This window comes from Paraburkholderia sp. RL17-380-BIE-A (assembly GCF_046028085.1).
Lineage (GTDB): Bacteria > Pseudomonadota > Gammaproteobacteria > Burkholderiales > Burkholderiaceae > Paraburkholderia.
On record NZ_JARESQ010000001.1, the window covers coordinates 73,801 to 96,179 of the forward strand.

Annotated in this window: 23 protein-coding genes; 14 read left to right on the forward strand and 9 right to left on the reverse strand. The window is 63.4% G+C overall.

Going from position 1 to position 22,379, the window contains the following annotated elements; all coding sequences use genetic code 11:
* Positions 1–33 precede the first annotated feature (33 nt).
* From P0D68_RS00355 to P0D68_RS00365, 3 genes are all read right to left on the reverse strand, one after another.
* Positions 34–1,545 carry a CoA-acylating methylmalonate-semialdehyde dehydrogenase gene (locus tag P0D68_RS00355; RefSeq protein WP_408184121.1) on the reverse strand — a complete coding sequence of 504 codons (1,512 nt, stop codon included), beginning with the start codon at positions 1,543–1,545 and terminating at the stop codon, positions 34–36.
* A gap of 59 nt (positions 1,546–1,604) precedes the next feature.
* Positions 1,605–3,296, reverse strand: a complete 1,692-nt coding sequence (locus tag P0D68_RS00360) for an AMP-binding protein (RefSeq protein WP_408295374.1) — start codon at positions 3,294–3,296, stop codon at positions 1,605–1,607.
* 119 nt (positions 3,297–3,415) lie between these two features.
* Positions 3,416–4,549 carry an acyl-CoA dehydrogenase gene (locus P0D68_RS00365; RefSeq protein ID WP_408295377.1) on the reverse strand — a complete coding sequence of 378 codons (1,134 nt, stop codon included), beginning with the start codon at positions 4,547–4,549 and terminating at the stop codon, positions 3,416–3,418.
* A gap of 250 nt (positions 4,550–4,799) precedes the next feature.
* Between P0D68_RS00365 and P0D68_RS00370 the strand changes: the two genes are divergently transcribed.
* The 7 genes from P0D68_RS00370 to P0D68_RS00400 all read left to right on the forward strand — a co-directional run bounded on the left by P0D68_RS00370 (position 4,800) and on the right by P0D68_RS00400 (position 11,571).
* Positions 4,800–5,837: an AraC family transcriptional regulator gene (locus tag P0D68_RS00370; protein ID WP_408467969.1), complete on the forward strand. Its 1,038-nt coding sequence runs from the start codon at positions 4,800–4,802 to the stop codon at positions 5,835–5,837.
* Positions 5,838–5,921: 84 nt separating this feature from the next.
* The gene (locus P0D68_RS00375) at positions 5,922–7,490 is read left to right on the forward strand and encodes an NfeD family protein (protein WP_408295383.1); all 1,569 of its coding nucleotides are present in this window, start codon (positions 5,922–5,924) and stop codon (positions 7,488–7,490) included.
* Complete coding sequence (locus tag P0D68_RS00380) at positions 7,487–8,260, forward strand: slipin family protein (protein ID WP_408184125.1); 774 nt, start codon at positions 7,487–7,489, stop codon at positions 8,258–8,260. The genes P0D68_RS00375 and P0D68_RS00380 overlap by 4 nt, the downstream gene beginning before the upstream one ends.
* A gap of 129 nt (positions 8,261–8,389) precedes the next feature.
* On the forward strand, positions 8,390–8,650 hold the full coding sequence (locus P0D68_RS00385) for a DUF4148 domain-containing protein (protein ID WP_408184126.1): 261 nt from the start codon (positions 8,390–8,392) through the stop codon (positions 8,648–8,650).
* 325 nt (positions 8,651–8,975) lie between these two features.
* Positions 8,976–9,473 (forward strand): YaiI/YqxD family protein, encoded by a 498-nt coding sequence (locus tag P0D68_RS00390; RefSeq protein WP_091807752.1) that lies wholly within the window; start codon positions 8,976–8,978, stop codon positions 9,471–9,473.
* A 141-nt stretch (positions 9,474–9,614) separates the two neighbouring features.
* Positions 9,615–10,916 carry an NCS2 family permease gene (locus P0D68_RS00395; protein ID WP_091807750.1) on the forward strand — a complete coding sequence of 434 codons (1,302 nt, stop codon included), beginning with the start codon at positions 9,615–9,617 and terminating at the stop codon, positions 10,914–10,916.
* A 124-nt stretch (positions 10,917–11,040) separates the two neighbouring features.
* Positions 11,041–11,571: a cytochrome b gene (locus P0D68_RS00400; protein ID WP_408295388.1), complete on the forward strand. Its 531-nt coding sequence runs from the start codon at positions 11,041–11,043 to the stop codon at positions 11,569–11,571.
* A 215-nt stretch (positions 11,572–11,786) separates the two neighbouring features.
* Here P0D68_RS00400 and P0D68_RS00405 read toward each other — a convergent pair whose 3' ends face one another.
* On the reverse strand, positions 11,787–12,077 hold the full coding sequence (locus P0D68_RS00405) for a DUF1488 family protein (RefSeq protein ID WP_091807746.1): 291 nt from the start codon (positions 12,075–12,077) through the stop codon (positions 11,787–11,789).
* 401 nt (positions 12,078–12,478) lie between these two features.
* On the opposite strand from P0D68_RS00405, the gene P0D68_RS00410 reads away from it, so the two are divergent.
* Both P0D68_RS00410 and P0D68_RS00415 read left to right on the forward strand, forming a co-directional pair.
* Positions 12,479–14,467 (forward strand): sigma-54-dependent Fis family transcriptional regulator, encoded by a 1,989-nt coding sequence (locus tag P0D68_RS00410; RefSeq protein ID WP_408295392.1) that lies wholly within the window; start codon positions 12,479–12,481, stop codon positions 14,465–14,467.
* Between the two features lie 46 nt (positions 14,468–14,513).
* Positions 14,514–14,813, forward strand: coding sequence for a 2Fe-2S iron-sulfur cluster-binding protein (locus P0D68_RS00415; protein WP_408184129.1), 300 nt, complete (start codon positions 14,514–14,516; stop codon positions 14,811–14,813).
* Positions 14,814–14,857: 44 nt separating this feature from the next.
* Here the strand turns inward: P0D68_RS00415 and P0D68_RS00420 are convergent, their stop codons facing one another.
* The 4 genes from P0D68_RS00420 to P0D68_RS00435 all read right to left on the reverse strand — a co-directional run bounded on the left by P0D68_RS00420 (position 14,858) and on the right by P0D68_RS00435 (position 17,437).
* On the reverse strand, positions 14,858–15,997 hold the full coding sequence (locus P0D68_RS00420) for an acyltransferase family protein (RefSeq protein WP_408295395.1): 1,140 nt from the start codon (positions 15,995–15,997) through the stop codon (positions 14,858–14,860).
* A 325-nt stretch (positions 15,998–16,322) separates the two neighbouring features.
* Positions 16,323–16,517 carry a YqaE/Pmp3 family membrane protein gene (locus tag P0D68_RS00425; RefSeq protein WP_012427516.1) on the reverse strand — a complete coding sequence of 65 codons (195 nt, stop codon included), beginning with the start codon at positions 16,515–16,517 and terminating at the stop codon, positions 16,323–16,325.
* Positions 16,518–16,535: 18 nt separating this feature from the next.
* Entirely contained in the window at positions 16,536–16,736 is a 201-nt protein-coding gene (locus P0D68_RS00430; RefSeq protein WP_408295398.1) for a DUF1653 domain-containing protein, read from the reverse strand.
* A 56-nt stretch (positions 16,737–16,792) separates the two neighbouring features.
* Positions 16,793–17,437 (reverse strand): helix-turn-helix transcriptional regulator, encoded by a 645-nt coding sequence (locus tag P0D68_RS00435; protein WP_091807740.1) that lies wholly within the window; start codon positions 17,435–17,437, stop codon positions 16,793–16,795.
* Between the two features lie 210 nt (positions 17,438–17,647).
* On the opposite strand from P0D68_RS00435, the gene P0D68_RS00440 reads away from it, so the two are divergent.
* The 3 genes from P0D68_RS00440 (at position 17,648) to infA (ending at position 19,150) form a co-directional block, all read left to right on the forward strand.
* Positions 17,648–17,866 (forward strand): hypothetical protein, encoded by a 219-nt coding sequence (locus P0D68_RS00440; RefSeq protein WP_091807738.1) that lies wholly within the window; start codon positions 17,648–17,650, stop codon positions 17,864–17,866.
* A 598-nt stretch (positions 17,867–18,464) separates the two neighbouring features.
* Positions 18,465–18,746, forward strand: coding sequence for a hypothetical protein (locus P0D68_RS00445; protein WP_091807736.1), 282 nt, complete (start codon positions 18,465–18,467; stop codon positions 18,744–18,746).
* Between the two features lie 131 nt (positions 18,747–18,877).
* On the forward strand, positions 18,878–19,150 hold the full coding sequence (infA, locus tag P0D68_RS00450) for a translation initiation factor IF-1 (RefSeq protein WP_012427521.1): 273 nt from the start codon (positions 18,878–18,880) through the stop codon (positions 19,148–19,150).
* A 224-nt stretch (positions 19,151–19,374) separates the two neighbouring features.
* Here infA and P0D68_RS00455 read toward each other — a convergent pair whose 3' ends face one another.
* Positions 19,375–20,118, reverse strand: coding sequence for a GntR family transcriptional regulator (locus P0D68_RS00455; RefSeq protein ID WP_408184131.1), 744 nt, complete (start codon positions 20,116–20,118; stop codon positions 19,375–19,377).
* 266 nt (positions 20,119–20,384) lie between these two features.
* Here P0D68_RS00455 and P0D68_RS00460 point away from each other — a divergent pair, with 266 nt between their 5' ends.
* Positions 20,385–21,623 (forward strand): cyanate transporter, encoded by a 1,239-nt coding sequence (locus P0D68_RS00460; protein ID WP_408295403.1) that lies wholly within the window; start codon positions 20,385–20,387, stop codon positions 21,621–21,623.
* Between the two features lie 175 nt (positions 21,624–21,798).
* A complete protein-coding gene (locus P0D68_RS00465) occupies positions 21,799–22,374 on the forward strand; it encodes an ANTAR domain-containing response regulator (protein ID WP_408184132.1) in 576 nt (191 codons plus the stop codon).
* Positions 22,375–22,379 lie beyond the last annotated feature (5 nt).

Genomic DNA, 22,379 nt, shown 5'->3' on the forward strand with positions numbered 1-22,379 from the left:
CGTTCTCCGTGTGTCCGCTCGCTCGGGACGCGCTTAGCGCAGGCTGATGGTCGTATTGACGCCGTCGTTCACGGTGTCGTCGTCGAACCAGCGGGCGGTGACGGTCTTGGTCTGCGTGTAGAACTGCACGACCTGTTTGCCGTAGGGGCCGAGATCGCCGAGCTTCGAGCCACGCGAGCCGGTAAAGCTGAAGGACGGCACCGGCACCGGAATCGGAATGTTGATGCCGACCTGGCCGATATCGATCTCGCTCTGGAACTTGCGCGCCGCCGCGCCGCTCTGCGTGAAAAGGCCCACGCCGTTGCCGAACGGATTGCGATTGACGAGTTCGATCGCGTCGTCGAGCGTCGCGACGTTCAGCACCACGAGCACCGGCCCGAAGATTTCCTGGCGGTAAATTTCCATCCCGGTCGTGACGTCGGTGAAGACCGTCGGGCCGATAAAGTTGCCTTGCTCGTAGCCCGGCACTTTCACGTCGCGGCCATCCAGCGCCAACGTGGCGCCTTCTTTCACGCCCGTTTCGATCAAGCCGAGAATGCGTTGCTTCGCGGCGCGCGAGACTACCGGGCCGATGTCCGTGTTCGGTTCGTTGCCCGCGTTGACCTTCAGCGTCTTCGCCTTCGCCACCAGGTCCGGCAGCCATTGCTGCGCGGCGCCGACCAGCACGACCACCGAGGTCGCCATGCAACGCTGTCCGGCTGCGCCGAATCCCGCGCCGGCCAGTGCATTCAGCGTTTGCTCGCGGTTCGCGTCGGGCAGCACGACCGCGTGATTTTTCGCGCCCATCATCGATTGAACGCGCTTGCCATGCTCGCTGCCGAGGCGGTACACATGCGTGCCCACGGCCGTCGAGCCCACGAACGAAATAGCCTTGATGAGTTCGTGCGTGCAGAGCGCGTCGACCACGTCCTTGCCGCCATGCACCACGTTCAGCACGCCCTTCGGCACGCCGGCTTCGAGCGCGAGTTCGACCAGTTGCATGGTCGAGAGCGGATCCTGCTCCGAGGGCTTCAGCACGAACGTATTGCCGCACACGATCGCCATCGGGAACATCCACAGCGGGATCATCGCCGGGAAATTGAACGGCGTAATGCCCGCGCACACGCCGATCGGCTGACGCAACGTGTAGGTGTCCACGCCGCCCGCCACGTTCTCTGCGAATTCGCCCTGCTGCAGCGTGCCGATCGAACACGCATGCTCGACCACTTCGAGGCCTCGGAAGATATCCCCTTCGGCGTCGGGAATCGTCTTGCCCTGCTCGGCGCTCAGGGTCTTGGCGATACGCGGCATATGCTCGCGTATCAGCGCCTGGTACTTCAGCATGATGCGCATGCGCGCGCCGATCGGCGTGTTCTTCCAGGTCTTGAAGGCGGTGTGGGCGGAACGGATCGCTTCGTTGACCTCATCGGCGGTGGCGAACGGTACGCGCGCCAGCACCTCCTGCGTGGCGGGGTTGACGATGTCGCGCCATTCGGTGGTCTTCGATTCGACGAACTCGCCGTTGATCAACAGTTTGACGGTGGCAATGGCCGCAGTTGCGCTCATGCTGAAACTCCTGTGCAGTGGCCGCGAGGCGGCCGGGCAGTGACTGGGAATAAAAAGAATCAACGCAGATCCGGGAAGTCCTCTTCCCAATACTCGCCGGGCAGGCGCGCGGGCTCGGCCGCGCGTTCCATTTCGCGGCGCCGCAATTCGACGCGGCGGATCTTGCCGGAGATGGTCTTGGGTAGCTCGCTGAATTGCAGGCGGCGAATCCGCTTGTACGGTGCGAGCTTTTCGCGCGAAAACGCGAACACGGCGCGCGCGAGTTCGGGCCCGGCTTCGAAGCCATGGCGCACGGTGACGAACGCCTTGGGCACCGACAGACGCAGCGCGTCGGCGCTCGGCACCACGGCGGCTTCGCCGATCGCCTCATGCTCGATCAGCACGCTCTCGAGTTCGAACGGACTCAGGCGGTAATCGGACGACTTGAACACATCGTCGGCGCGGCCGACGTAGACGTAGTAGCCGTCGTCACGGCGCAGCGCGACGTCGGACGTGCGGTAGAAACCGTTGCGCATAGCCTGCGCGGTGGCATTGGCATTGTTCGCATAGCCGGTCATCAAGCCGAGCGGACGCTCGTCCAGCGGCAACGCGATTTCGCCTTCGGTGACGGGCTGATCGTCGGCATCCAGAAGCGCGATCCTGTAGCCCGGCAGCGGACGTCCCATCGAACCGGGCACGACCGGCTGGCCCGGTGAGTTGCCGATCTGGCAGGTAGTCTCGGTCTGGCCGAAGCCATCGCGAATCGTAATGCCCCACGCATGCTTCACGCGCTCGATGATCTCGGGATTCAACGGCTCGCCGGCGCCGACGATTTCGCGCAGCTTGACCGGATACTCGGTGAGGTGCTCCTGCACGAGCATGCGCCACACGGTCGGCGGTGCGCACAGCGTGGTAACGTTGAAACGCACCAGCACGTTCAGCGTGTCTTTCGGCACGAAGCGTGGGAAGTTGAACACGAACACGCAGGCCTGAGCATTCCACGGCGCGAAGAAGCAGCTCCACGCGTGCTTGGCCCAGCCCGGCGAGCTGATATTCCAATGGATGTCGTTCGGTTGCAGGCCGATCCAGTACATCGTCGACAGGTGGCCGACCGGGTAGCTTTGGTGCGTGTGTTCGACGAGCTTGGGTTTCGAGGTCGTCCCCGACGTGAAGTACAGCAGCATCGGGTCGGTCGCTTGCGTCACGCCTTGCGGCGTGAATTGCGGCGATGCGTCATAGGCCGCGGCCAGATCGATCCAGCCGTCGCGCGGCGTGCCAACGGACAGGCGCGTGAGCGGCGTCTCCAGCGTATCGAATTTGGCCAGCTCCGCGCTATCGACCACCACGAACTTCGCGCCGCCGATCTGCACGCGGTCGCGCACGTCGTCGGCGGAAAGCTGGGTGGTGGCGGGCAGCACGATTGCGCCGAGCTTCATGGCCGCGAGCATCACGTCCCAGAGTTCGACGCGGTTCGGCAGCATCAACAGCACACGGTCGCCGCGACCCACGCCGACACCGCGCAGGAAATTCGCCATGCGCGCCGAACGCTCCGACATCTGCGCGTACGACAGGCGCAGACCGTCGCTGGCCGGATCGTCGACGATCCACAGCGCGGGATTGTCGTTATTGCGCGCGATCACGTCGAAGTAGTCGAGCGCCCAGTTGAACTCGCCCAGTGCCGGCCACGCGAATTCGCTGTAGGCGCGGTCGTAGTCGGTTCGATGGCGCAGTAACAGATCGCGCGCTTCGAAAAAGCCTTTCGCTGCAGTCATCGTCGTCTCCAGATGGCGCGGTATGCGCTCCGTTTTTTTGTCCCGTTCCTGCACTGCTGTCTGCTCGACGGGCAAGCTATTCTGCGCTCAAACGCAAGCTCGTCCGCATCGCGCCGCAATTACACATGGCGCGCAATCACCATGCGTTGCACTTCACTCGTCCCTTCGTAAATCTGCGTGATACGCGCATCGCGATAGTGGCGCTCCACCGCATAGTCCTCCAGATAACCGTACCCGCCGTGAATCTGGATGGCATTCGAGCAGATTTCCTCCGCCAGTTCCGACGCGAACAGCTTCGCCTGCGAAGCCTCCGACAAACACGGCTTGCCCGCCGTACGCAACCGCGCCGCATGATGCACGAGCAGGCGCGCGGCGTTCAGGCGCGTGGCCATGTCGGCAAGCATATTGGCGATGGTCTGATGCTCCTTTAACGCCTTGCCGAACTGGATGCGTTCGCTTGCATAGAGACGCGCGGCATCGAACGCGGCCCGGGCGATGCCGACCGCCTGCGCGGCAATGCCGATGCGGCCGCCTTCGAGATTCGACAGCGCGATGCGCAAGCCCTCGCCCGGCTGGCCGAGCAGGTTCGCTTCGGGCACGGCGCAGTCGTCGAGCGAGATGGGGCAGGTGTCGGAGGCGCGAATGCCGAGCTTGTGTTCGGGCTTGCCGACGTTGAATCCCGGCGTGTCCGTCGGCACGATGAAGGCCGACAGGCCACGCTTGCCGCGCTCGGGATCGGTGACGGCGAACACGATCGCGAGGTCGGCGCGAGAACCGTTGGTCACGAACTGCTTGCTGCCGTTGAGAATCCACTTGCCGTCGCGCAACACGGCGCGGGTGCGCAGATTGTTCGCCTCGGAGCCTGCCTGCGGCTCGGTCAGGCAGAACGCGCCGATGCGGCGGCCGGTCGCCAGGTCCTGCAGATAGCGGTCTTTTTGCGCGTCCGTGCCGAAGTTGAGGATCGGCCCGCAGCCGACCGAGTTATGCACGCTCATCAGCGTGGCGCAGGCGGCACAGCCCGCGGCGATCTCTTCGAGCGCGAGCGCGTAAGCCACGTAGTCGGTGTAGGAGCCGCCCCACTCCGCCGGCACGATCATGCCGAGAAAGCCCAGTTCGCCCATTTGCGTGACGACCTCGGCGGGCAGTTGCGCGTCGCGGTCCCATTGACCCGCGTACGGGGCGAGCCGCTCGGTGGCAAAGTCGCGCGCCGCGTCGCGGATCATGCGTTGTTCGTCGGTGTAGAAGCTGTCCATAGCGCTCGATCCTGTGCTGTGCGTCTGATCGCGGTGGTTGCCCAAGGCAGTCTGTGCGCGATCGGTTCGGACCCAGTGTAGGCAAGCCACGGTGCAGGTTCGATGCTCAGCCCGATCAATCTGACTGAGCGCATTTGCCATACTGGTACGATGGGAAGTTGACTGCACCCGCAATTTCAAGGACTTGGCGAAGCGTCAGAAGCAAAATGTTGAGCGCTTTTGCCAGATCGACCCAATCAGCCGGACAAGCATGAAAAACGATAAAGGCACGATTTCCGTCAGCATGGTCGAGGAAGCCCTCGCGCTGGCGCGCTCGCGCGGCCTCGACGCGCTGCCGCTTGCCGAAGCCGCCGGCATCGCGGCGCCGATGCTGGCGTCGCCGAAAAGCCGCGTATCGTCGGCGCAATACGGCGCGCTGTGGGCCGCGATTGCCCGCGCGCTGGACGACGAGTTCTTCGGCCAGGATTCGCATCGCATGAAAAGCGGCAGCTTCATCGCCATGACGCAAACCGCGCTGACCGCGCGCAACGGCGCGCAGGCGCTGGCGCGCGCGGTCGGCTTCATGCGGCTGGTGCTGGACGATCTCGGCACGCAGATTGAAACAGACGCGCAGCGCGTGAGGCTGCGCTTCGTGGAGAACCCCGCTGCGCGAGCGCCGGGCATGTTCGCCTATGCGACCTACTTTATCCTCGTGTACGGCCTGCTGTGCTGGCTGGTCGGGCGGCGCATTCCGTTGCTCGAAGCGCGCTTTCGCTGCGCCGAGCCGCCCGCCGCGCACGAATACCGCCTGATGTTCTGCGATCACATGAGCTTCGACCAGGCCGAGTCATACGTCGATCTCGCACCCGTGTTTCTGGAACTCCCCGTGATCCAGACCACCAAGTCGGTCAAGCCTTTCCTGCGCGATGCGCCGGGCAGCTTCATCGTCAAATATCGCAATCCCGGCTCGCTCGCGGCGCGCGTGCGCAGGATGCTGCGCGCCATGCCGATGGCCGGCTGGCCCGCCGCCGATCAGATGGCCGAACGGCTGCATGTGGCCGAGGCCACCATGCGGCGGCGTTTGAAACAGGAAGGCTACACGTACCAGTCGATCAAGGACGACCTGCGGCGCGACATCGCGATCGGCGAGTTGCAGGACACCAACCGCACCATCGCCGACATTGCCACCTCGGTGGGCTTTGCCGAACCGAGCGCGTTTCATCGCGCGTTCCGCAAATGGACCGGCATGCGGCCGACCGATTACCGGCCGGCGCGCGCGGATTTCACGCACCGGGCGGAATCGGACTAAGCTGTAAGGAGCAGGCCAGCCTTCTTGTGGGGTATCGGCCCGCGCCAGTCGATACGCTTCGACCGGGCGCGGCAGCCGTCAGCGATGAGCACGTATCCGCGTCTCCCGTTCCGGCAGTCTGGCTCGCGCTTCTCGCTTATCCGTGGCGATATCGTGGGCCGGTTGGTGCGCGGCATGACCGTGCTAGGCATGCTATTGGCGATCGGGTTCGCGTCGTGCGAATCGAATGTGCCGCTTCGCGCCGCCGTCGCGCCCAACGGCGTGGTGGTCATTCCTGTCAATGGTGCGATCAGTCCGGCGAGTGCCGACTTCATCGTGCGCAGCCTGCAGCGCGCCGCCGACGAGCACGCGCAACTCGCCGTGCTGCAACTCGATACGCCGGGCGGCCTCGATACGTCGATGCGGCAGATCATCAAGGCGATCCTCGCCTCGCCGGTGCCGGTCGCCACCTTCATCGCGCCGAGCGGCGCGCGTGCGGCGAGCGCCGGCACTTACATCGTCTATGCGAGCCATATCGCGGCGATGGCGCCGGGCACCAATCTCGGCGCGGCGACGCCGATCCAGATGGGCATCGGCGGCGCCGAGCCGCCGGCGGGCGGTGGAGCGCCGGGTTTGCCCGGCGTCGGCGGCGGTGCCGGCGGGTCGTCCCAACCCTCGGCTTCGGCGCCCACCGGTTCGGCCAGCGCCTTGCCGCTCGACACCCAATCGACCGAAGTGCGCAAGCAGGTTCACGACGCCGCCGCCTATATCCGCGGCCTCGCGCAAATGCGCGGGCGCAACGCCGACTGGGCCGAGCGCGCGGTGCGCGAAGCCGTAAGCCTGTCGGCGGCGGACGCGCTCGCGCAGCACGTCGTCGATCTGAATGCGCGCGACGTACCGGACCTGCTGCGCCAGGTGGACGGCCGCACGATCGTCACGAGCGCCGGCAATGTCACGCTCGGCACGGCCAGCGCGCCGGTCGTCACGCTCGAAGCCGACTGGCGCAGCCAATTCCTCGCCGTGATCACCGATCCCAACGTCGCGCTGATTCTGCTCATGATCGGCATGTACGGCCTGTTCTTCGAGTTCGCCAATCCGGGCTTCCTGCTGCCCGGCGTGGTCGGCGCAATCAGCCTGCTGCTCGGCCTCTTCGCCATGCAGATGATGCCGATCAACTACGTCGGCCTCGGTCTGATCTTTCTCGGCATCGCGTTCCTGATCGGCGAGGCGTTTCTACCCACTTTCGGCTCGCTCGGCTTCGGCGGCGTGGTCGCGTTCGTGATCGGCGCGCTGATGCTGATCGACACCGACGTGCCCGGCTACGGCATCCCGCTGCCGATGATCGCCGCCGTGGTCGTCTTCAGCGTGCTGTTCGTGCTGGGCGTGTCGAGACTCGCGCTGCGCGCGCGGCGCCGGCCGGTGGTGACGGGCTCGGAAGCGCTGATCGGCAGTGTCGGCGTGGTGCTCGACGGCGGCCTGCTGCCTGAGACCGCCGCTGCGGACCCCGCGGCCGGTGGCGCGCTGGCCGGCTGGGCGCGCGTGCATGGGGAACGCTGGCGGGTGTCCAGCATGGCCCCGGTTGCGGCAGGGCACGCGGTGCGCGTCACCGCGCGGCGCGGCCTGACGTTGACCGTGGTGCCCACGGAAGTGCGACAACAAGGAGAAATTTCATGATCGGTTTTACATTCGGCTTCAGCAGCATTCTGATTCTGCTGGTGGCCGCGCTGATTGCTTCGTCGATACGGATTTTTCGGGAATATGAACGCGGCGTCGTGTTCATGCTCGGGCGCTTCTGGAAGGTCAAGGGGCCGGGGCTCGTGCTGATCATTCCGATCGTGCAGCAGGTCGTGCGCATGGATCTGCGCACCGTTGTGTTCGACGTGCCGCCGCAGGACGTGATTACGCGCGACAACGTCTCGGTGAAGGTCAACGCGGTGGTGTATTTCCGCGTGGTCGATCCAGAGAAAGCGGTGATTCAGGTGGCGCGTTACTTCGAGGCGACCAGCCAGTTATCGCAAACCACTTTGCGCGCGGTGCTCGGCAAACACGAACTCGACGAACTGCTGGCCGATCGCGAGCAGTTGAACGCCGATATCCAGAAAGTGCTCGACGCTCAGACCGACGCGTGGGGCATCAAGGTATCGATCGTGGAAATCAAGCATGTGGATATCAACGAAACGATGATCCGTGCGATTGCCCGCCAGGCCGAAGCCGAGCGCGAGCGGCGCGCCAAGGTGATTCACGCGGAAGGCGAATTGCAGGCCTCGCAGCACCTGCTGGAAGCGGCGCAAACGCTGTCGCGCCAGCCCCAGGCCATGCAGTTGCGCTACCTGCAAACCCTGACGACGATTGCCGCCGACAAGAATTCGACGATCGTCTTCCCGCTGCCGATCGACCTGCTGAGCGCCGTGCTGGAGCGCTTTAGCAAGCCGTCGGCGCCCTGAACCTCAGGTTTGCCCAGTCCGGTTTGGTTCACTGGGTGAAATGGTGCATTGCCTTCAATCGCCTTACTCGAAATGCCTGTGAAAACTAAAATCTCGAGGTCGTTTTTAACCGCTCCATAGGAGCTCGTCATGAAAATCGTTTCTACTGTTGGACTCGGCGCGCTGTTGGCTGCCGTGAGCATGAGCACCGCGTTTGCGCAGACTTCGGCGCGGCCTTACGACCCGTCGGCGCCGAAAACGCGCGCCGAAGTGCGGGCCGATCTGGCCGACTGGCGTGCCGCCGGCTACGATCCGCTCGACTGGATCGACTATCCGCAGAATGCTCAACGCGCGGGCCGCATCGTCGCGGCGCGGCGGGCGCAGCAATCCGGCGCGACGATGACACAGTAAGCGCGAGCCACCCCGCGGCATGCGGCGCCGCCTGCGACTGCAATGGTCGTGGGCGAGGTTGGCTCCGCATGCCTTCCCGATTTGCTGCGTTCTGTGGTGCTTTTACCGCTTTACCGCTTTACCGCTTTACCGCTTTACCGCTTTACCGCTTTACCGCTTTACCGCTTTACCGCTTTACCGTTTCGACGTTTCGACGCTTCGACGCTTCAACGCGTCAACGCCTCGCCCCCTTTCCCCGCCTCGCAAATTCACTTGCCGCGCCGCCCTTTGCGCTGGCAAGGTATCATCTCGCCCCTTCGACAACCCCGCTGCCGGAATCCGAACCATGCCAATCTGGGTTGACGCCGACGCCTGTCCGGTCGTGATCAAGGACATGCTCTACCGTGCCGCGCGCCGCACCGGCATGACGCTGACGCTGGTCGCCAATTCGTTTCTGCGCGTGCCGCCCTCGCCGCTGATCCGCGCAATCCAGGTGCCGGCCGGTTTCGACGCCGCTGACGATCTGATCGCCGAACGCGTCGCCGCGGGCGACCTCGTGATCACCGCCGACATCCCGCTCGCCGCCGCCGTGCTGGCCAAGAACGCCCAGGCGCTCGATCCGCGCGGCAACTGGTACACGCCCGGCACGATCGAAGAACGGCTGCGCATGCGCTCCATGCTCGACCAGTTGCGCAGCAGCGGCGTCGATACCGGCGGCCCGGCCGCCTTCAGCGCGCGCGACAGCAAAAGCTTCGCGGGTGAGCTGGACCGCTGGCTGGCGCGGCAACGGCCGCAGTCTGATGCGCCGGCCCCACAGTCTCCCGGCGAACCGCCCATCGCATGAGCTTTACGCGGCGGCTCGCCCACACAAAGCGGCACGCCGCCGCCAATCCTGACTACAATCCGCCCGTAACGCCGGCGGCGACGCCGCGCAAGCACCGCTCCAACCACAAAAAAGCTTTCTGAACGACGAGAGACCCGCCTCATGGACTCCATAAAACGCTACTTCGGCTTCGAAGCCGCCGGCACCAACCTGCGCACCGAAGTGCTCGCTGGCCTGACCACCTTCCTCACGATGGCCTACATCATCTTCGTGAATCCGGCGATTCTCGGCGACGCCGGCATGCCGAAGGACTCGGTGTTTGTGGCGACCTGCATCGTCGCGGCGCTCGCCTCGCTGATCATGGGTCTGTACGCGAACTATCCGATCGCGCTCGCGCCGGGCATGGGCCTGAACGCGTACTTCGCGTACACCGTCGTCAAGGGCATGGGCTTCACCTGGCAGGCCGCGCTCGGCGCGGTGTTCATCTCCGGCTGCCTGTTCATGATCGTCACGCTGTTCCGCGTGCGCGAAGTGATCGTCAACGGCATTCCGCATTCGATACGCATTGCCATTACCGGCGGTATCGGCCTCTTTCTCGCGATCATTTCATTGAAGTCGGCCGGCGTGGTGGTCGGCAATCCGGCCACGCTCGTGACGCTCGGCGACCTGCACAATCCGCACGTGATTCTCGCCGTGATCGGCTTCTTCGCGATCGTCACGCTGGACCACCTGCGGGTGCGCGGCGCGATCCTGATCGGCATTGTCGGCGTGACGGTGCTCAGCTTTTTCTTCGGCGGCAACCAGTTTCACGGCATCGTCTCGGCGCCGCCGTCCATCGCGCCGACACTGTTTCAACTCGACATTCGCGGCGCGCTGTCGGGCGGCGTGCTGAACGTGATCCTCGTGTTTTTCCTCGTCGAATTGTTCGACGCGACCGGCACGCTGATGGGCGTCGCCAATCGCGCCGGGTTGCTGGTGGAAGGCAAGATGCACCGGCTGAACCGCGCGCTGCTCGCCGACAGCACGGCGATTCTGGCAGGCTCGATGCTGGGCACCTCGTCTACCACCGCGTACATCGAAAGCGCTTCGGGTGTGCAGGCAGGCGGACGCACGGGCGTGACCGCCATCACCGTGGCCGTGCTGTTCCTTGCAGCGCTCTTTTTCGCGCCGCTGGCGGGCGTGGTGCCCGGCTACGCGACGGCGCCGGCGCTGCTCTACGTGTCGTGCCTGATGCTGCGCGAAATGCTCGACCTGCCGTGGGACGACGCCACCGAGGTGGTGCCGGCCGCGCTCACCGCGCTTCTGATGCCGTTCACCTATTCGATTGCCAATGGCGTCGCGTTCGGCTTCATCTCGTATGCGGGCCTGAAACTGCTCACCGGCCAGGCGCGCAAGGTGAAGCTGGTGGTGTGGATCATCGCGGCCATTTTCCTGTTCCGCTATTTCTATCTCGGCAGCGAGTAAGCTCCGCGCCGCGCGCTCTCGCCTGGATCGATCACGATTTTATTGATGGTGCCATTCCGGTCAGGCACCGTTTATCATCTGATGATTCATAAAAACGATCGACCAGGTCTCGGGAGCCCCCTTCATGTCTTACAGCCGCACCTCGGAGCGCTACACGCCGCCCGCCATTTTCTTTCACTGGGTTATGTTTCTGCTGATCGCGCTGGCCTACCTGGCAATCGAGATTCGCGGACCCAAGGGCAGCGACAGTCGCGCGTTCTGGAGTAGCGTGCATTTCTGGTGCGGCACGCTCGTGCTGGGGCTCGCCGCTCTGCGTTTGCTGTGGCGCTTGTGGGCCGGCGCGCCCGCCGAAGTGGATAGCAACCGCGTGCTCGCATTCCTCGCGCGCGCCACGCATCTCGCGCTATACATTTTTTTCTTCGCGCAGCCGTTGCTCGGCATTCTGATGATCAACACCGGCGGACATCCTGTCACGCTCGCGTGGCTCAATATCAATTACACGCTGGTCGGCGCCGATCCTGTCGCGCGGCCATTGCTCAAGACCGCGCATGAATGGCTCGGCAACGCATTTTATTGGGTGATCGGCCTGCACACATTGGCGGCGCTCGGGCATCACGTGGTGTTCAAGGATCGCACGCTGCGGCGAATGGTTTGAGCGCACTCAGCCACTCGCGCTACAACGTGGGCGCGTTCTGAGCTTTGCGTGTTTCGTGCTTTGCGAGTTTCGTGCCGATACCGGCGGCACGCATGGCGTGCAGGCGATTTCGAATGATCGATTAATGCCGCGCGGGTTTCCACACCTTCTGATTCTTGCGCGGCTTTCGATCTGCTTCCGGCGTTGGCCCTAACGTCAGCCGGAAACGCCCTCGATCAATTGCGCCAGTTGGCCTCGTAGAAGCGCACATAGCCGCTTCTGAGCACGAGACATTGCGCCCTCGTTTCCGAGAGCAAACGCCGCGTGGCGGCTTCGATCCGGGCGCGATGCGTGTCGAATGCGCCGACCATGTCTTCCAGGCGCGGCGAGGCGGCGCCGAAGTGGTCTTCCAGTGCCTCAGCCGTGATCATGCATTCCACCCTCTGCCCATCGACCATCGCGGGGAAAGCCAAGGTGAGTTCGCGACCTGAATATTCAGGGGTTTCTTTCGGGAAAAGGATCTGCATGGGAGTTCACCTGGAAGGTAGGTGCTGCGCATGGTCTAGCCGGGTAATGCGCACGCCGGTTGCAACTGGTCGCGTCTCTAGCGCCAACCTCCTTGTCCAATGCTGACGACGCGGGCTCGTCACCTCGCGGCGGCGACGCTGTAGTTCGCGGCCCGCGGAGGTGATTTGATTCACTTTAGACGAGTTCGGGCGCGGCGCAAGTTTTCCTTTTGGTTTGCCTGATTTTGGTGCCCTCCGCGTTTTTTTGAGGCGAGACGTGTGCGCCGCCTCCGTTTTTTCCCTGCCGCGCGCTGCGCGTTTCGTCCTGTAAGATCGGTGTTCGACCGTCTGCGCAGATGTTGCGCTGCGGCATCGAGCGGAGGGCAACGTACCCGCCGTGTCCGTTTCACCGGAGACATGCCTTGACCCAACGTTCTGCCACGCCGCCCGCCGTGGGCCGGCCCGATGTCATCGCGCAGGCGCACGCCCGCTCGCTCGAACTCGGGCTGCGCGCGTCCGAATCGCCGGACTTTCATCCGCTGCGCCGGCCCGCGTTGCGTGAGCTCGTCGATCGCAATCAATCGCTTTATACGCATGCGCTTCCCGTCATGGAAACGCTGCATGCGCAGATTGTCGATACGCAAAGCATGGTGCTGCTCACCGACAATCATGGCGTGATCCTTCACAGCCTCGGCGATAGCGACTTCGTCGAAAAAGCCAATCGCGTCGCGTTGTGTCCGGGCGTCTCGTGGGCTGAGGCGGATCGCGGCACCAATGCGATCGGCACCGCGCTAGTCGACGGACAGCCCACTGTCGTGCATGCGGGAGAACACTTCCTGCACGCCAACCGCATTCTCACCTGCTCGTGCGCACCGATTGCCGATCCGTTCGGGCGCACCATCGGCGCGCTCGACGTGAGCGGCGACACGCGCGGCTTTCACAAGCACACGCTCGCGCTCGTCAGGATGTCGGCGCAGATGATCGAAAATCATCTGTTCTCCAATCAATTCGTCGACGCGATCCGCGTTCACTTTCACGCGCGCGCGGAATTCATCGGCACGTTGTTCGAGGGGCTCGCGGCGTTCACGCCGGAAGGCACGTTTCTGTCGGCCAACCGCAGTGCGCTGTTTCAATTCGGGCAGCCGCTGGCCGAGCTTCAACGGCAACCCTTCGACGCGCTGTTCGGAATCGCGTTCGCGCGGCTGTTGCAGCAGATTACGCGCGCACCCGGCGAGACCATTCTGCTGACGCTGCCGAGCGGCGTGCGCGTGGTGGCGCGCGGCGAATACGCAACGCCTCGCTATGTCGCACAGTCGGAAGACCTCGATAGGTCGCGCGCGCCGCTCGCCGGCGGAGCGCGTCATGCGCCGCGCACGGTGGATCCCGCACCACTCGCCACGCTTGAAACGCTCGACACCGGCGACGCGCAAGTCGCCGCGATCCTGCGGCGCGTCGCCAAACTGCGTGGCCGCGATATTCCGATTCTCGTGCTCGGCAAGACCGGCACCGGCAAGGAGTGGCTCGCGCGCGCCATCCATCACGATTCGCCGCGCCGGGCCGCGCCGTTCATCGCACTGAATTGCGCGTCTTTGCCTGAGACCCTGATCGAAGCGGAGTTGTTCGGTTACGAAGACGGCGCGTTCACCGGCGCAAAAAAACGCGGCAGCGTCGGCAAGATCGTGCAAGCCGATGGCGGCACGCTATTCCTCGACGAAATCGGCGACATGCCGCTCGCCCAGCAAGTGCGTCTGATGCGCGTGCTGCAGGAGCGCACCGTCGTGCCGCTCGGCGGAACACGGGCGATTCCGGTGGATCTGCGCATCGTCTGCGCGACCCACCGCAACCTGCGCGCGATGATCGAAGCCGGCACCTTCCGCGAAGATCTGTATTACCGGATCAACGGACTCGTGGTGACTTTGCCCGCGCTGCGCGAGCGTACCGATCTTCACGCGCTCGTCACGCGCATGCTGGCCTTGCAGCCCGATGGCGAACGCCTGCCGCGCCGCGTCTCAGCCGAGGTGCTCGACCGGTTTGCGCAATGCCGCTGGCCGGGCAATCTGCGGCAACTGGCCAACGTGTTGCGCACCGCGAGCATCATGGCCGAAGGCGCGCAACAGATCGAGCTCGACGATTTGCCCGAAGACTTCTTGCAGGATTGCGTCGACGCTACGGCAGAGCAAAGCGTGCAAGCACCGGTAACGCTTGCAGGGTCAAGTTCGGACGACGAAGCCGTTGCCGCGGCGCAAACTCCGGGGCAGCCGGCGTCCGGCAAGATGGAAGCGTGGCAGGCTGCGTTGATTGCGCAAACGCTCGAGCGGCTGGACGGCAATGTGTCGGCTGCGGCGCGCGAGTTAGGGCTGGCGCGCAATACGGTGTACCGGTATTTGCGGCGCGGCGGCGCGACGCATTGAGACGGCAACGTGTAAAGTGTGGCGCAATCCGTCACAGACTCACACGATGTCCGACTCTATCCGCCCGCCTCTGGTTCGCGTCGAGCCAATTGGTCAAAGCTTTGAAGCGCCCGATTCGCTCACGATTCTCGAAGCCGCAAGCTTTGCAAATCTGCGTTTGCCGCGCTCGTGCAGGAATGGGACGTGCCGTACGTGTATCTGCCGTCTGGTCAGCGGAACAGTCTCGTACACGATCGAATGGCCCGGACTGAGCCGGGAAGAAAAGGCGGAGGGTTTTATTCTGCCGTGTGTGGCAATTGCCGAGACCGATCTTGTTATCGAGGTGCCGGACGCATCAGAAGCCTGAGCACAAAAGCGCCAATTCCATGCATATGCAGAATCTCACGTTCTTCAACTATTAGTGATGGAGCGTGGGTGACGATCTTGAAGCGGTGTCTGATCGTCACCGCCATCTGCGGGTTTTGGCAGCAACTCGCGATAGTCCGATACCGAGCCAAATTCGATATATCGGTATGAAATCCACGCGATCAGATAGGTAATACCCACGTACGCAACGTAGGTGAAGATCGAGTAAGCGGAAGCCCGGAAATGAGAAATAATGGGTGCGTGCCATAGATAGATGCTGTAGCACATCAGCCCAGACATTTGCAAAGGCCAAATGCTCACCAGGCGCGCGGCCGGTTTGCAGCCAACGAGCAATGCATTGACGGTCAACAGCAAGCCGGCGTCGAACGGTATGTTGAAGAACGCGGCAAGCGGTTCCACGAATGTGCCGCGATACCACAGCGACCAAAGTACTGCCGACGATACGAGAAGCCACACGCCACACAGGAACTGAACTGTCGGCCGCCAAAGCATCAGGCGCCGTGAGAATACCCATGCGCCCAACATGCCGAGAATAAATTCATCAAGCCGGCCAAACAGCGAATCCGATATGAAGTTCAGAACCCGTCGCGGATTCGTTGGGACCACGATCTGACCTGCAAAACGAACGGCGAGTGCCGCAATCATGACGATCACGAGTATCTTGCGCCAGCCGAAGCGGTCGATCGCGATCACAACAGCAGGAAACAACAGCGAAAACCATAGTTCGACACCGAGCGACCAAAGTACCCAATTGATTGACGGAAAAAACGTCTCCCTGCTGAATATAAATGTCGCCAGTGCATACTGAACCAGTGCCCGATACAGCGAGGAATCGTCAAGCTGATAGTGCGTTGTGAAGAGGAGGAGAAACAACGACGCCGTGTAATACAGCGGTAACAACCGCCGCGCTCTATGGCCGTAAAAGCCGAACAGCGATCGAAGTCCGTCGAACGACCGTTGGCCGGTTGCGTACGGAAGATACAAAACGAAGCCGGAGAGAAAGAAAAAGAGGTTCACTCCTAGCCATCCACTGGATCCGAGCACGGTCGACGGAGTTAGGGTGACGGATCCAGCCGCGTTAAAGAAAACCGAAAATGAGTGGTGAAATACCACTGCAATGATCGCGATTCCGCGCAGCCCGTTTAGAACGGGAAGTCGTTTCATTTGCTTGCCAAGGGTAGGCAAACATCTTACCAGTAGTTACCAGGCCCGAAAGAATCGAAGATCCGTCAGATATGGAAACGTTCTGCGTTCTTCCATGCGGTCGAAACGAATGCTTTGCCGCTACCTGCCACCTGCCATCCATGGAGGAGTCCGATCACTGCCGGCGCGCCTGTTGCTGAAATATCGTTCCGTGAGCATCACACATTTGCGCGCGGCAAAAACGCTCCGCACGAGGGCTAAACGCGCGTGTCGGGCGTGCTTCAGCCTATTTGAAGGGCGGCGCATGTGTGGCTCGGAAGCACACTCATGCCGCTCCTCGCAAGCCTTAACGCCCGCTGCCCATTGCCCGGGCAATTTTCTTATCGGTGTTGTACTGGCTCAGCGCATACACCGACCAGATCGCGGCCGGAATCCAGCCGATCAGCGTGATCTGCAGGATCAGGCAGATAATGCCCGCGAACGGACGGCCGATCGTGAAAAACTGAAACCACGGCAGAATGATGGCAAGCAGTAAACGCATTCAGATTCCTGTTGTTGGTTATGCCTGATCGATCGGCGCGAAGCGCGCCACCTTGGCGCCGTCCACGTCGACCAGTTCGAAAAATACCGAAGCCGGACGCGTCCAGATCGTACCATTGGCGGCTTTGTACACGATCATCGTGACGGTCGGATCCGACTCGAGCGTGGCCTCGCAAACCAGTTCGTAAATCCCGCCTTTGTAGTGCCGGTAACGCACCATTCGCATCCTCCCTGAATTGAAAAACGCAGCGCTTTCGCACGGCAACGGTCGAACCGTCAGCCGCCCTCTTTCATCTGCTTCAGAATCTTGTAGACGGTGGCGCGCCCCATCGTCAGCACGGCGGCCACGTAGTTCGCGGAACTGCGGCCGCGAAACGCGCCTTGTGCGTGCAGCGCCTCGACGATTTCCCGCTTGTGTTCGCGCGTGAGCGCATTGATGCCGATCTGCCGTTCGCGCAGCCACGTATGCAGGTACGTGTTGATGCGGTCCTGCCAGTCGTCGCGGAACAGTTCTTCCGCGGGCGCGTCGCTCAGGTTGCCGCCCTTGATGAACAGATCGAGTGTGGAACGCACATCTTCGAACACGGCGATATTGAAGTTGATGCACAGCATGCCGGCCGGTTTGCCGTCGTCGTCGAACAGAATGTTGCTCACGCAACGCATGCGCCGGCCGTCCCAGTTGAGCTTTTCATACGGCCCGATCGTCTGGCCGCGCGCCGCGTAATGGACTTCGTCCAGCACGGACGGCCCGCCCACCTCAAGCTTCGACAGGTTGTTCACGAGGTATGCGATAGTCTGATCGCGCAGGTCGTGAATCACCACTTCGGCGCACGGATAGAACAGCGCCGCGATGCCGTCGGCAATGGGAGCGTAGCGCTCGAGCAGCAGGTCTTTCACAGGAGACACGTTTGGGTTGCGCATTGGGGAATCGCGGTGTTCAAGGGATGCGGCAACTCGCCATTGTAGCCACCCCGCCGCGCCGCGGCGACCGCGGCGGCGATCACGCCCTCAAAAAACGGGCGCGGGCGCCGGCCTCTCGACGCCGCCCTTTCGCGCACGGCGAATTTTGTCCGCTTGGCGAGCGATTTTTTTTCGTGCGATAAAAGGCGTATCTATTTCACGGAGCAACAGATGGCCACGCTCGAAGCGTTTCGCGCCGTGCTCGATGACGAAGGCACGCCGGAGATCATCCGCAATCACATCATCGATTCGCTGCAATACACGCTGCGCAATCACGGGCAGATTTTCACGTCGAAGGAAGTCGAATGGCTGGCCGGCTGGGATGACGCGCGCATTCCGCTCGCGGCAACGCGCGAGCTGCAGAAGCGCGTCGCCGAAACATCCCGCTGAAGCAAGACCCTGTTGATCGTTCAGCGCGCGCCACGACGGCGCAACCCTTCACCCGGCGTGCCGCTCATGGCGAGGCACGCCGTGCGCGAGCGCCGCGTCGCGCGCGAGGCCCCGCCGGCTGGGCGGTTCACCCCTGCGTGGAACTTTTTGCTATCCAATTAGCCCTATTTAGTGCATCATATTGGAATAGCTGTATTCCGCATTCGTAGTTCCGGCGTTTCCTGGCAAAATCGCAGCATCATCGCGGGTTGAACCTCAGGCAATACCGGGCAGGCTCAAACCGGCATCTCCGCACCACCCCCGACTGTTCGACCGCCGCCTGCTGGCGGTCCCGTCACTCCGGCAATGCGTCGCATGCATTCGCCGTCGCGAGCTGTGCAGCTGAGGGTTCATTCACGCGCCCGATGTCCGCGCGACATCAGCGTGTTTCTTCTCCATCGAATCCGCGATTTTGCGCGGCCGCGCTCAAGCCCTTGTCATCGGGCCTGTGCCAAACTTTTTCCATGGCGGCGCGCCTCAAGGTGCTGCGCTGCCCGGCCGGTCTTGCCGCGCGTAACACGCGTGACACGCCGGCCACGTAATACAGGACACAAGCTTCATGAATTCAGCAGTCAAGACGTACAAGGGTTACGAAATTCACCCGCTCGTCTATCCGCGCCGCCCGGCGGACGGTCAGACGAGCCGCAATCCGGACGCCGGTTACGACGCGTCGGTGCGCATCTGCCGCGTGGGCGCCAGTGCGGCCGCCGACGGCCGTGTGTTCCGTCTGCAGTACCTGTTTCCGTTCGACGGCACGGGCAAGGCACGCATTGCGTGCATGGCGCATGCCGAGCAACTGATCGACGGCCGTGTAGACGGCCAGTCCGTCGCCGATCTTTGAGCGGTACTATCAGCATATAGGCTGATGCCGCAGGACAGCGGGCTCGAAAAACCCGCTATCGCCCCAATCTGATGTTGTGCTGCCCGGCGTGGGCGACCAACACCCCTTATCCCATCGACCAGGAGTTATGCATGGCGAAAGAAGAACTGCTTGAACTTGACGGTATCGTCGACGAAGTACTTCCGGACAGTCGTTACCGCGTGACGCTCGACAACGGCGTCGTGGTTGGCGCTTACGCGTCCGGACGCATGCGCAAGAACCACATCCGTATTCTCGCGGGCGACCGCGTGACGCTTGAGCTGTCCGTCTACGATCTGACCAAAGGCCGGATCAATTTCCGTCATAAAGACGAGCGCGCCACCGGTGGCGGCGGTGCTCGCAACACGCAATTCCGTCGCCGTTAAGGCCGGCGGCACGCTGAGCGCGCTTTGCGCGGTCCCGGCGTGATCCATTGCGATTGAGTTGTACGCGAAGCCATTCGCGCGCCTTCTCCGGCTTGACTCGTTGATTCGAGCCTGAGCGGCGCGCTGCGGCGTCGCCTTGTTGCAACCTGAAATTCCCTCATCGCCTGGCGCTTTCTGCTGCCGGCGGGCGTTTCACCGCCTTCCCCGCTTCCCTCCACACGCGCTCAAAGGCCGAACACCGTCCCGAGATCCTCTCCGGCGGCGCTTTTGCGCACCTGCTCGACCACCCGCTCCTCCAGTTCAGTCAGATGCTCCCGCATTGCCGCCAATGCCGCGGCGAGGTTGCCCGATTCGAGCGCGTCGATGATTTGCGTGTGTTCGTCCGCGGAGCAGGTGGAACCCTTCGACGGGTCGAACAGCGCTTTATACAGCTCGGTTTTGGCGACCAGTTGCCCGACCAGTCCGAGCAGTTCCGCGCCGCCGGCTAACTCCGTCAGCAACACGTGAAACTGGCCGGCAAGACGCACGGAGTCTTCGAGCGCCCCGGCGCGTAGCGCCTTCTCTTCGCTGCGAACGTGCGCGCGCAAGCTCCGCTTGTGCTGCGCGCTCAATGCCCCGCACAACGCGGCGACGATGCCCGCCTCGACGATCTGCCGCGCGCGATACACCTGGCGAATGTCCTCCTCGGACGGCGACGGCACAAACGCACCGCGATTCGCCTCCAGCACGAGCTTGCCTTCGAAGCCTAGCCGTGCGAGCACCTTGCGCAGCGCGCCGCGCGTGCAGCCGAAGGCGGCGGCCAGATCCCGCTCGACCAGTTGCGCGCCCGGTCGCAGGCGTCCCTGCAGCAACGCCGCGGTAATCGACGCATAAATACGCTCTTCGACGCTGGACGAATCGTCGTCGCGTGCGGGTTGAACGGACGCGTCTGTATCAGCAGACGACGAGCGCCGGGGACGTGGTGGCATGGCTTCAGTGACCGGAAATGGAGCGGAAACGCCCAGGCATTCTAGCGGCGGCGGGCAGCCGGCGCCATCCGCTTATGCTGCGAGCTATACCGGACATCATAAAAATGGTTAACCATTTTTTGTTACTATGGTTGACCAAAATAAGCCGCGCATGGGTTTTCACACTGCTGCTGCTCACCGGTTTCGCCAACGACGCCCACCTCGCCGCTTCGCCACCGCGCCAGCAGACGGCGCGCCGCCCCCTCTCTCTCCCCACGAGGACCATTGTGAATTCGCACCCCCAGGCCAGTTCGACCCGCACTTCCGCTCACCACGCCACTGTGGCGCTGACGTGGCGGGACATCGTGTGGCTGGGTGCGATCGTCGCGATCGGCATCAATCTGCGGCCCTTGCTGACCTCGATCAGCCCTTTGATGACGACCATCCGCGACGCAACCGGCCTCAGCTTCTACGGTGCGTCGCTGCTGACCAGCCTGCCGGTCGTAGCAATGGGGATCGGCGCATTCGGGGCGGGCGCGCTGACCCGCACGCTCGGCGAAACACGCGGTGTCGCGCTCGGCTTGCTGGCCATCGCGCTGGCGTGCGCGGCGCGGTGGACGGCGTCGAGCGGCGCGGCGCTGCTCGCCACCGCGTTGCTGGCAGGTGCCGGCGTCGCCGCAATTCAGGCGCTGCTGCCCGCCGTGATGAAGCAGCGCTTTCATGCGCGCGTGCCGCTCGCAATGGGCGTGTTCTCAGCGTCCATCATGGGCGGCGGCGGGTTGGGCGCGAGTTTGAGCCCTTGGGTGAGCCACGCGATGCAGTCATGGCAGGCAGGGCTCGCGGCATGGGCGATTCCTGCCTGTGCGGCGCTCGCCTGCTGGTGGGCATTGAACCGCCGGTCTTCCGGCAGCGGCGCCGCAGCGGCTGCTTCGGCACAAGCCGACACCCTTTCACTTTGGCGTACGCGGCGCGCGTGGACCCTCGGGCTCTACTTCGGGATTGTCAACGGCGGCTATACGAGTCTCGTCGCGTGGTTGCCGGCGTTTTATCAGCAGCGCGGCGTGAGCGTGGCGGCGAGCGGATCGCTGCTGGCCGGCATGACGGTGTTTCAGGCGAGCGCGGCACTGCTGTTGCCGCTTGCCGCGGCGTCGTTCCGGGATCGCCGGCCATGGCTGATGCTCGGTCTCTCGGCGCAACTGTTCGGACTGCTTGGCTTGATTGTCTGGCCCGATGCCGCGCCCTTGCTGTGGGCCGGCGTAGCAGGCGCGGGCCTGGGCGGGGTCTTTTCGCTGACGCTCGTCACCGCCATGGATCATTCAGCCGACCATCGCGTGGCCGGCCAACTCGTCGCATTCACCCAGGGCGTGGGCTTCATCGTGGCCGCCGTCGCGCCGGTTGTGGCCGGTCTCGTGCGAGGCTGGAGCGGAAGCTTCGGCGCCGCGTGGATCATGCTCGCCTGCTGCGTCGTCGCGATGATGGCGCTGAGTTTGGTGTTTGCGCCCCGCAGTTACGGCCAATGGCGTTGATGAACGGAGCGGCATGCGCCGCTTCGGTGCATCGGCGTGACGTGCCCCGTGCAGGTGCAGCGACGGGCGCCCACGCAATCGCCAAGTGCGTGACTGCACGAGTTTTACACTTGGGCGCATCGACTGGCATAGCCATTGCTTTATTCCTGGTCAGCCGTCGATAAAACCCCACTCCATGCTGCGCGTTCTCCTCGTAACCGACACCGATAAGCCCATCGGCGACCTTCGCGACGCCCTTGCCCGACTCGGCTACGAGATGCTGGCGGGCACCGCCACGCCGCAAGCACTGCATCGCGTGGTGCAGAGCGAGCGGCCCGATGTCATCATCATCGATACGGAATCGCCGTCGCGCGACACGCTCGAACAGCTTGCGGTCATGAACGCCACCGCGCCGCGCCCGGTGCTGATGTTCAGCCACGACGCCAACCAGCAATTGATCCGCGACGCCGTCGGCGCGGGCGTCACGGCCTATCTCGTCGAAGGTCTAGCGACCGAGCGTCTTGCGCCCATCCTCGAAGTCGCGCTCGCGCGTTTTGCGCAGGAATCGCAATTGCGCGAGCGCCTCGCGCAAGTCGAAAGCGAACTTGCCGAGCGCAAGCTGATCGATCGCGCCAAACGGCTCCTGATGGATCAACAGAAGATCACCGAACACGCCGCCTACGCCAACCTGCGCAAGCGCGCGATGAACCAGGGCGTCAAACTCGCCGAAGTCGCGCGCGCCATCATCGCGTCGGCCGACTCGCTCAAATGAAGCGC

Coding starts and splice junctions, on each gene's coding strand:
- P0D68_RS00355 (WP_408184121.1), bottom strand. CDS start 1,545: ATGAGCGCAACTGCGGCCATTGCCACCGTCAAACTGTTGATCAACGGC.
- P0D68_RS00360 (WP_408295374.1), bottom strand. CDS start 3,296: ATGACTGCAGCGAAAGGCTTTTTCGAAGCGCGCGATCTGTTACTGCGC.
- P0D68_RS00365 (WP_408295377.1), bottom strand. CDS start 4,549: ATGGACAGCTTCTACACCGACGAACAACGCATGATCCGCGACGCGGCG.
- P0D68_RS00370 (WP_408467969.1), top strand. CDS start 4,800: ATGAAAAACGATAAAGGCACGATTTCCGTCAGCATGGTCGAGGAAGCC.
- P0D68_RS00375 (WP_408295383.1), top strand. CDS start 5,922: ATGAGCACGTATCCGCGTCTCCCGTTCCGGCAGTCTGGCTCGCGCTTC.
- P0D68_RS00380 (WP_408184125.1), top strand. CDS start 7,487: ATGATCGGTTTTACATTCGGCTTCAGCAGCATTCTGATTCTGCTGGTG.
- P0D68_RS00385 (WP_408184126.1), top strand. CDS start 8,390: ATGAAAATCGTTTCTACTGTTGGACTCGGCGCGCTGTTGGCTGCCGTG.
- P0D68_RS00390 (WP_091807752.1), top strand. CDS start 8,976: ATGCCAATCTGGGTTGACGCCGACGCCTGTCCGGTCGTGATCAAGGAC.
- P0D68_RS00395 (WP_091807750.1), top strand. CDS start 9,615: ATGGACTCCATAAAACGCTACTTCGGCTTCGAAGCCGCCGGCACCAAC.
- P0D68_RS00400 (WP_408295388.1), top strand. CDS start 11,041: ATGTCTTACAGCCGCACCTCGGAGCGCTACACGCCGCCCGCCATTTTC.
- P0D68_RS00405 (WP_091807746.1), bottom strand. CDS start 12,077: ATGCAGATCCTTTTCCCGAAAGAAACCCCTGAATATTCAGGTCGCGAA.
- P0D68_RS00415 (WP_408184129.1), top strand. CDS start 14,514: ATGTCCGACTCTATCCGCCCGCCTCTGGTTCGCGTCGAGCCAATTGGT.
- P0D68_RS00420 (WP_408295395.1), bottom strand. CDS start 15,997: ATGAAACGACTTCCCGTTCTAAACGGGCTGCGCGGAATCGCGATCATT.
- P0D68_RS00425 (WP_012427516.1), bottom strand. CDS start 16,517: ATGCGTTTACTGCTTGCCATCATTCTGCCGTGGTTTCAGTTTTTCACG.
- P0D68_RS00430 (WP_408295398.1), bottom strand. CDS start 16,736: ATGGTGCGTTACCGGCACTACAAAGGCGGGATTTACGAACTGGTTTGC.
- P0D68_RS00435 (WP_091807740.1), bottom strand. CDS start 17,437: ATGCGCAACCCAAACGTGTCTCCTGTGAAAGACCTGCTGCTCGAGCGC.
- P0D68_RS00440 (WP_091807738.1), top strand. CDS start 17,648: ATGGCCACGCTCGAAGCGTTTCGCGCCGTGCTCGATGACGAAGGCACG.
- P0D68_RS00445 (WP_091807736.1), top strand. CDS start 18,465: ATGAATTCAGCAGTCAAGACGTACAAGGGTTACGAAATTCACCCGCTC.
- infA (WP_012427521.1), top strand. CDS start 18,878: ATGGCGAAAGAAGAACTGCTTGAACTTGACGGTATCGTCGACGAAGTA.
- P0D68_RS00455 (WP_408184131.1), bottom strand. CDS start 20,118: ATGCCACCACGTCCCCGGCGCTCGTCGTCTGCTGATACAGACGCGTCC.
- P0D68_RS00465 (WP_408184132.1), top strand. CDS start 21,799: ATGCTGCGCGTTCTCCTCGTAACCGACACCGATAAGCCCATCGGCGAC.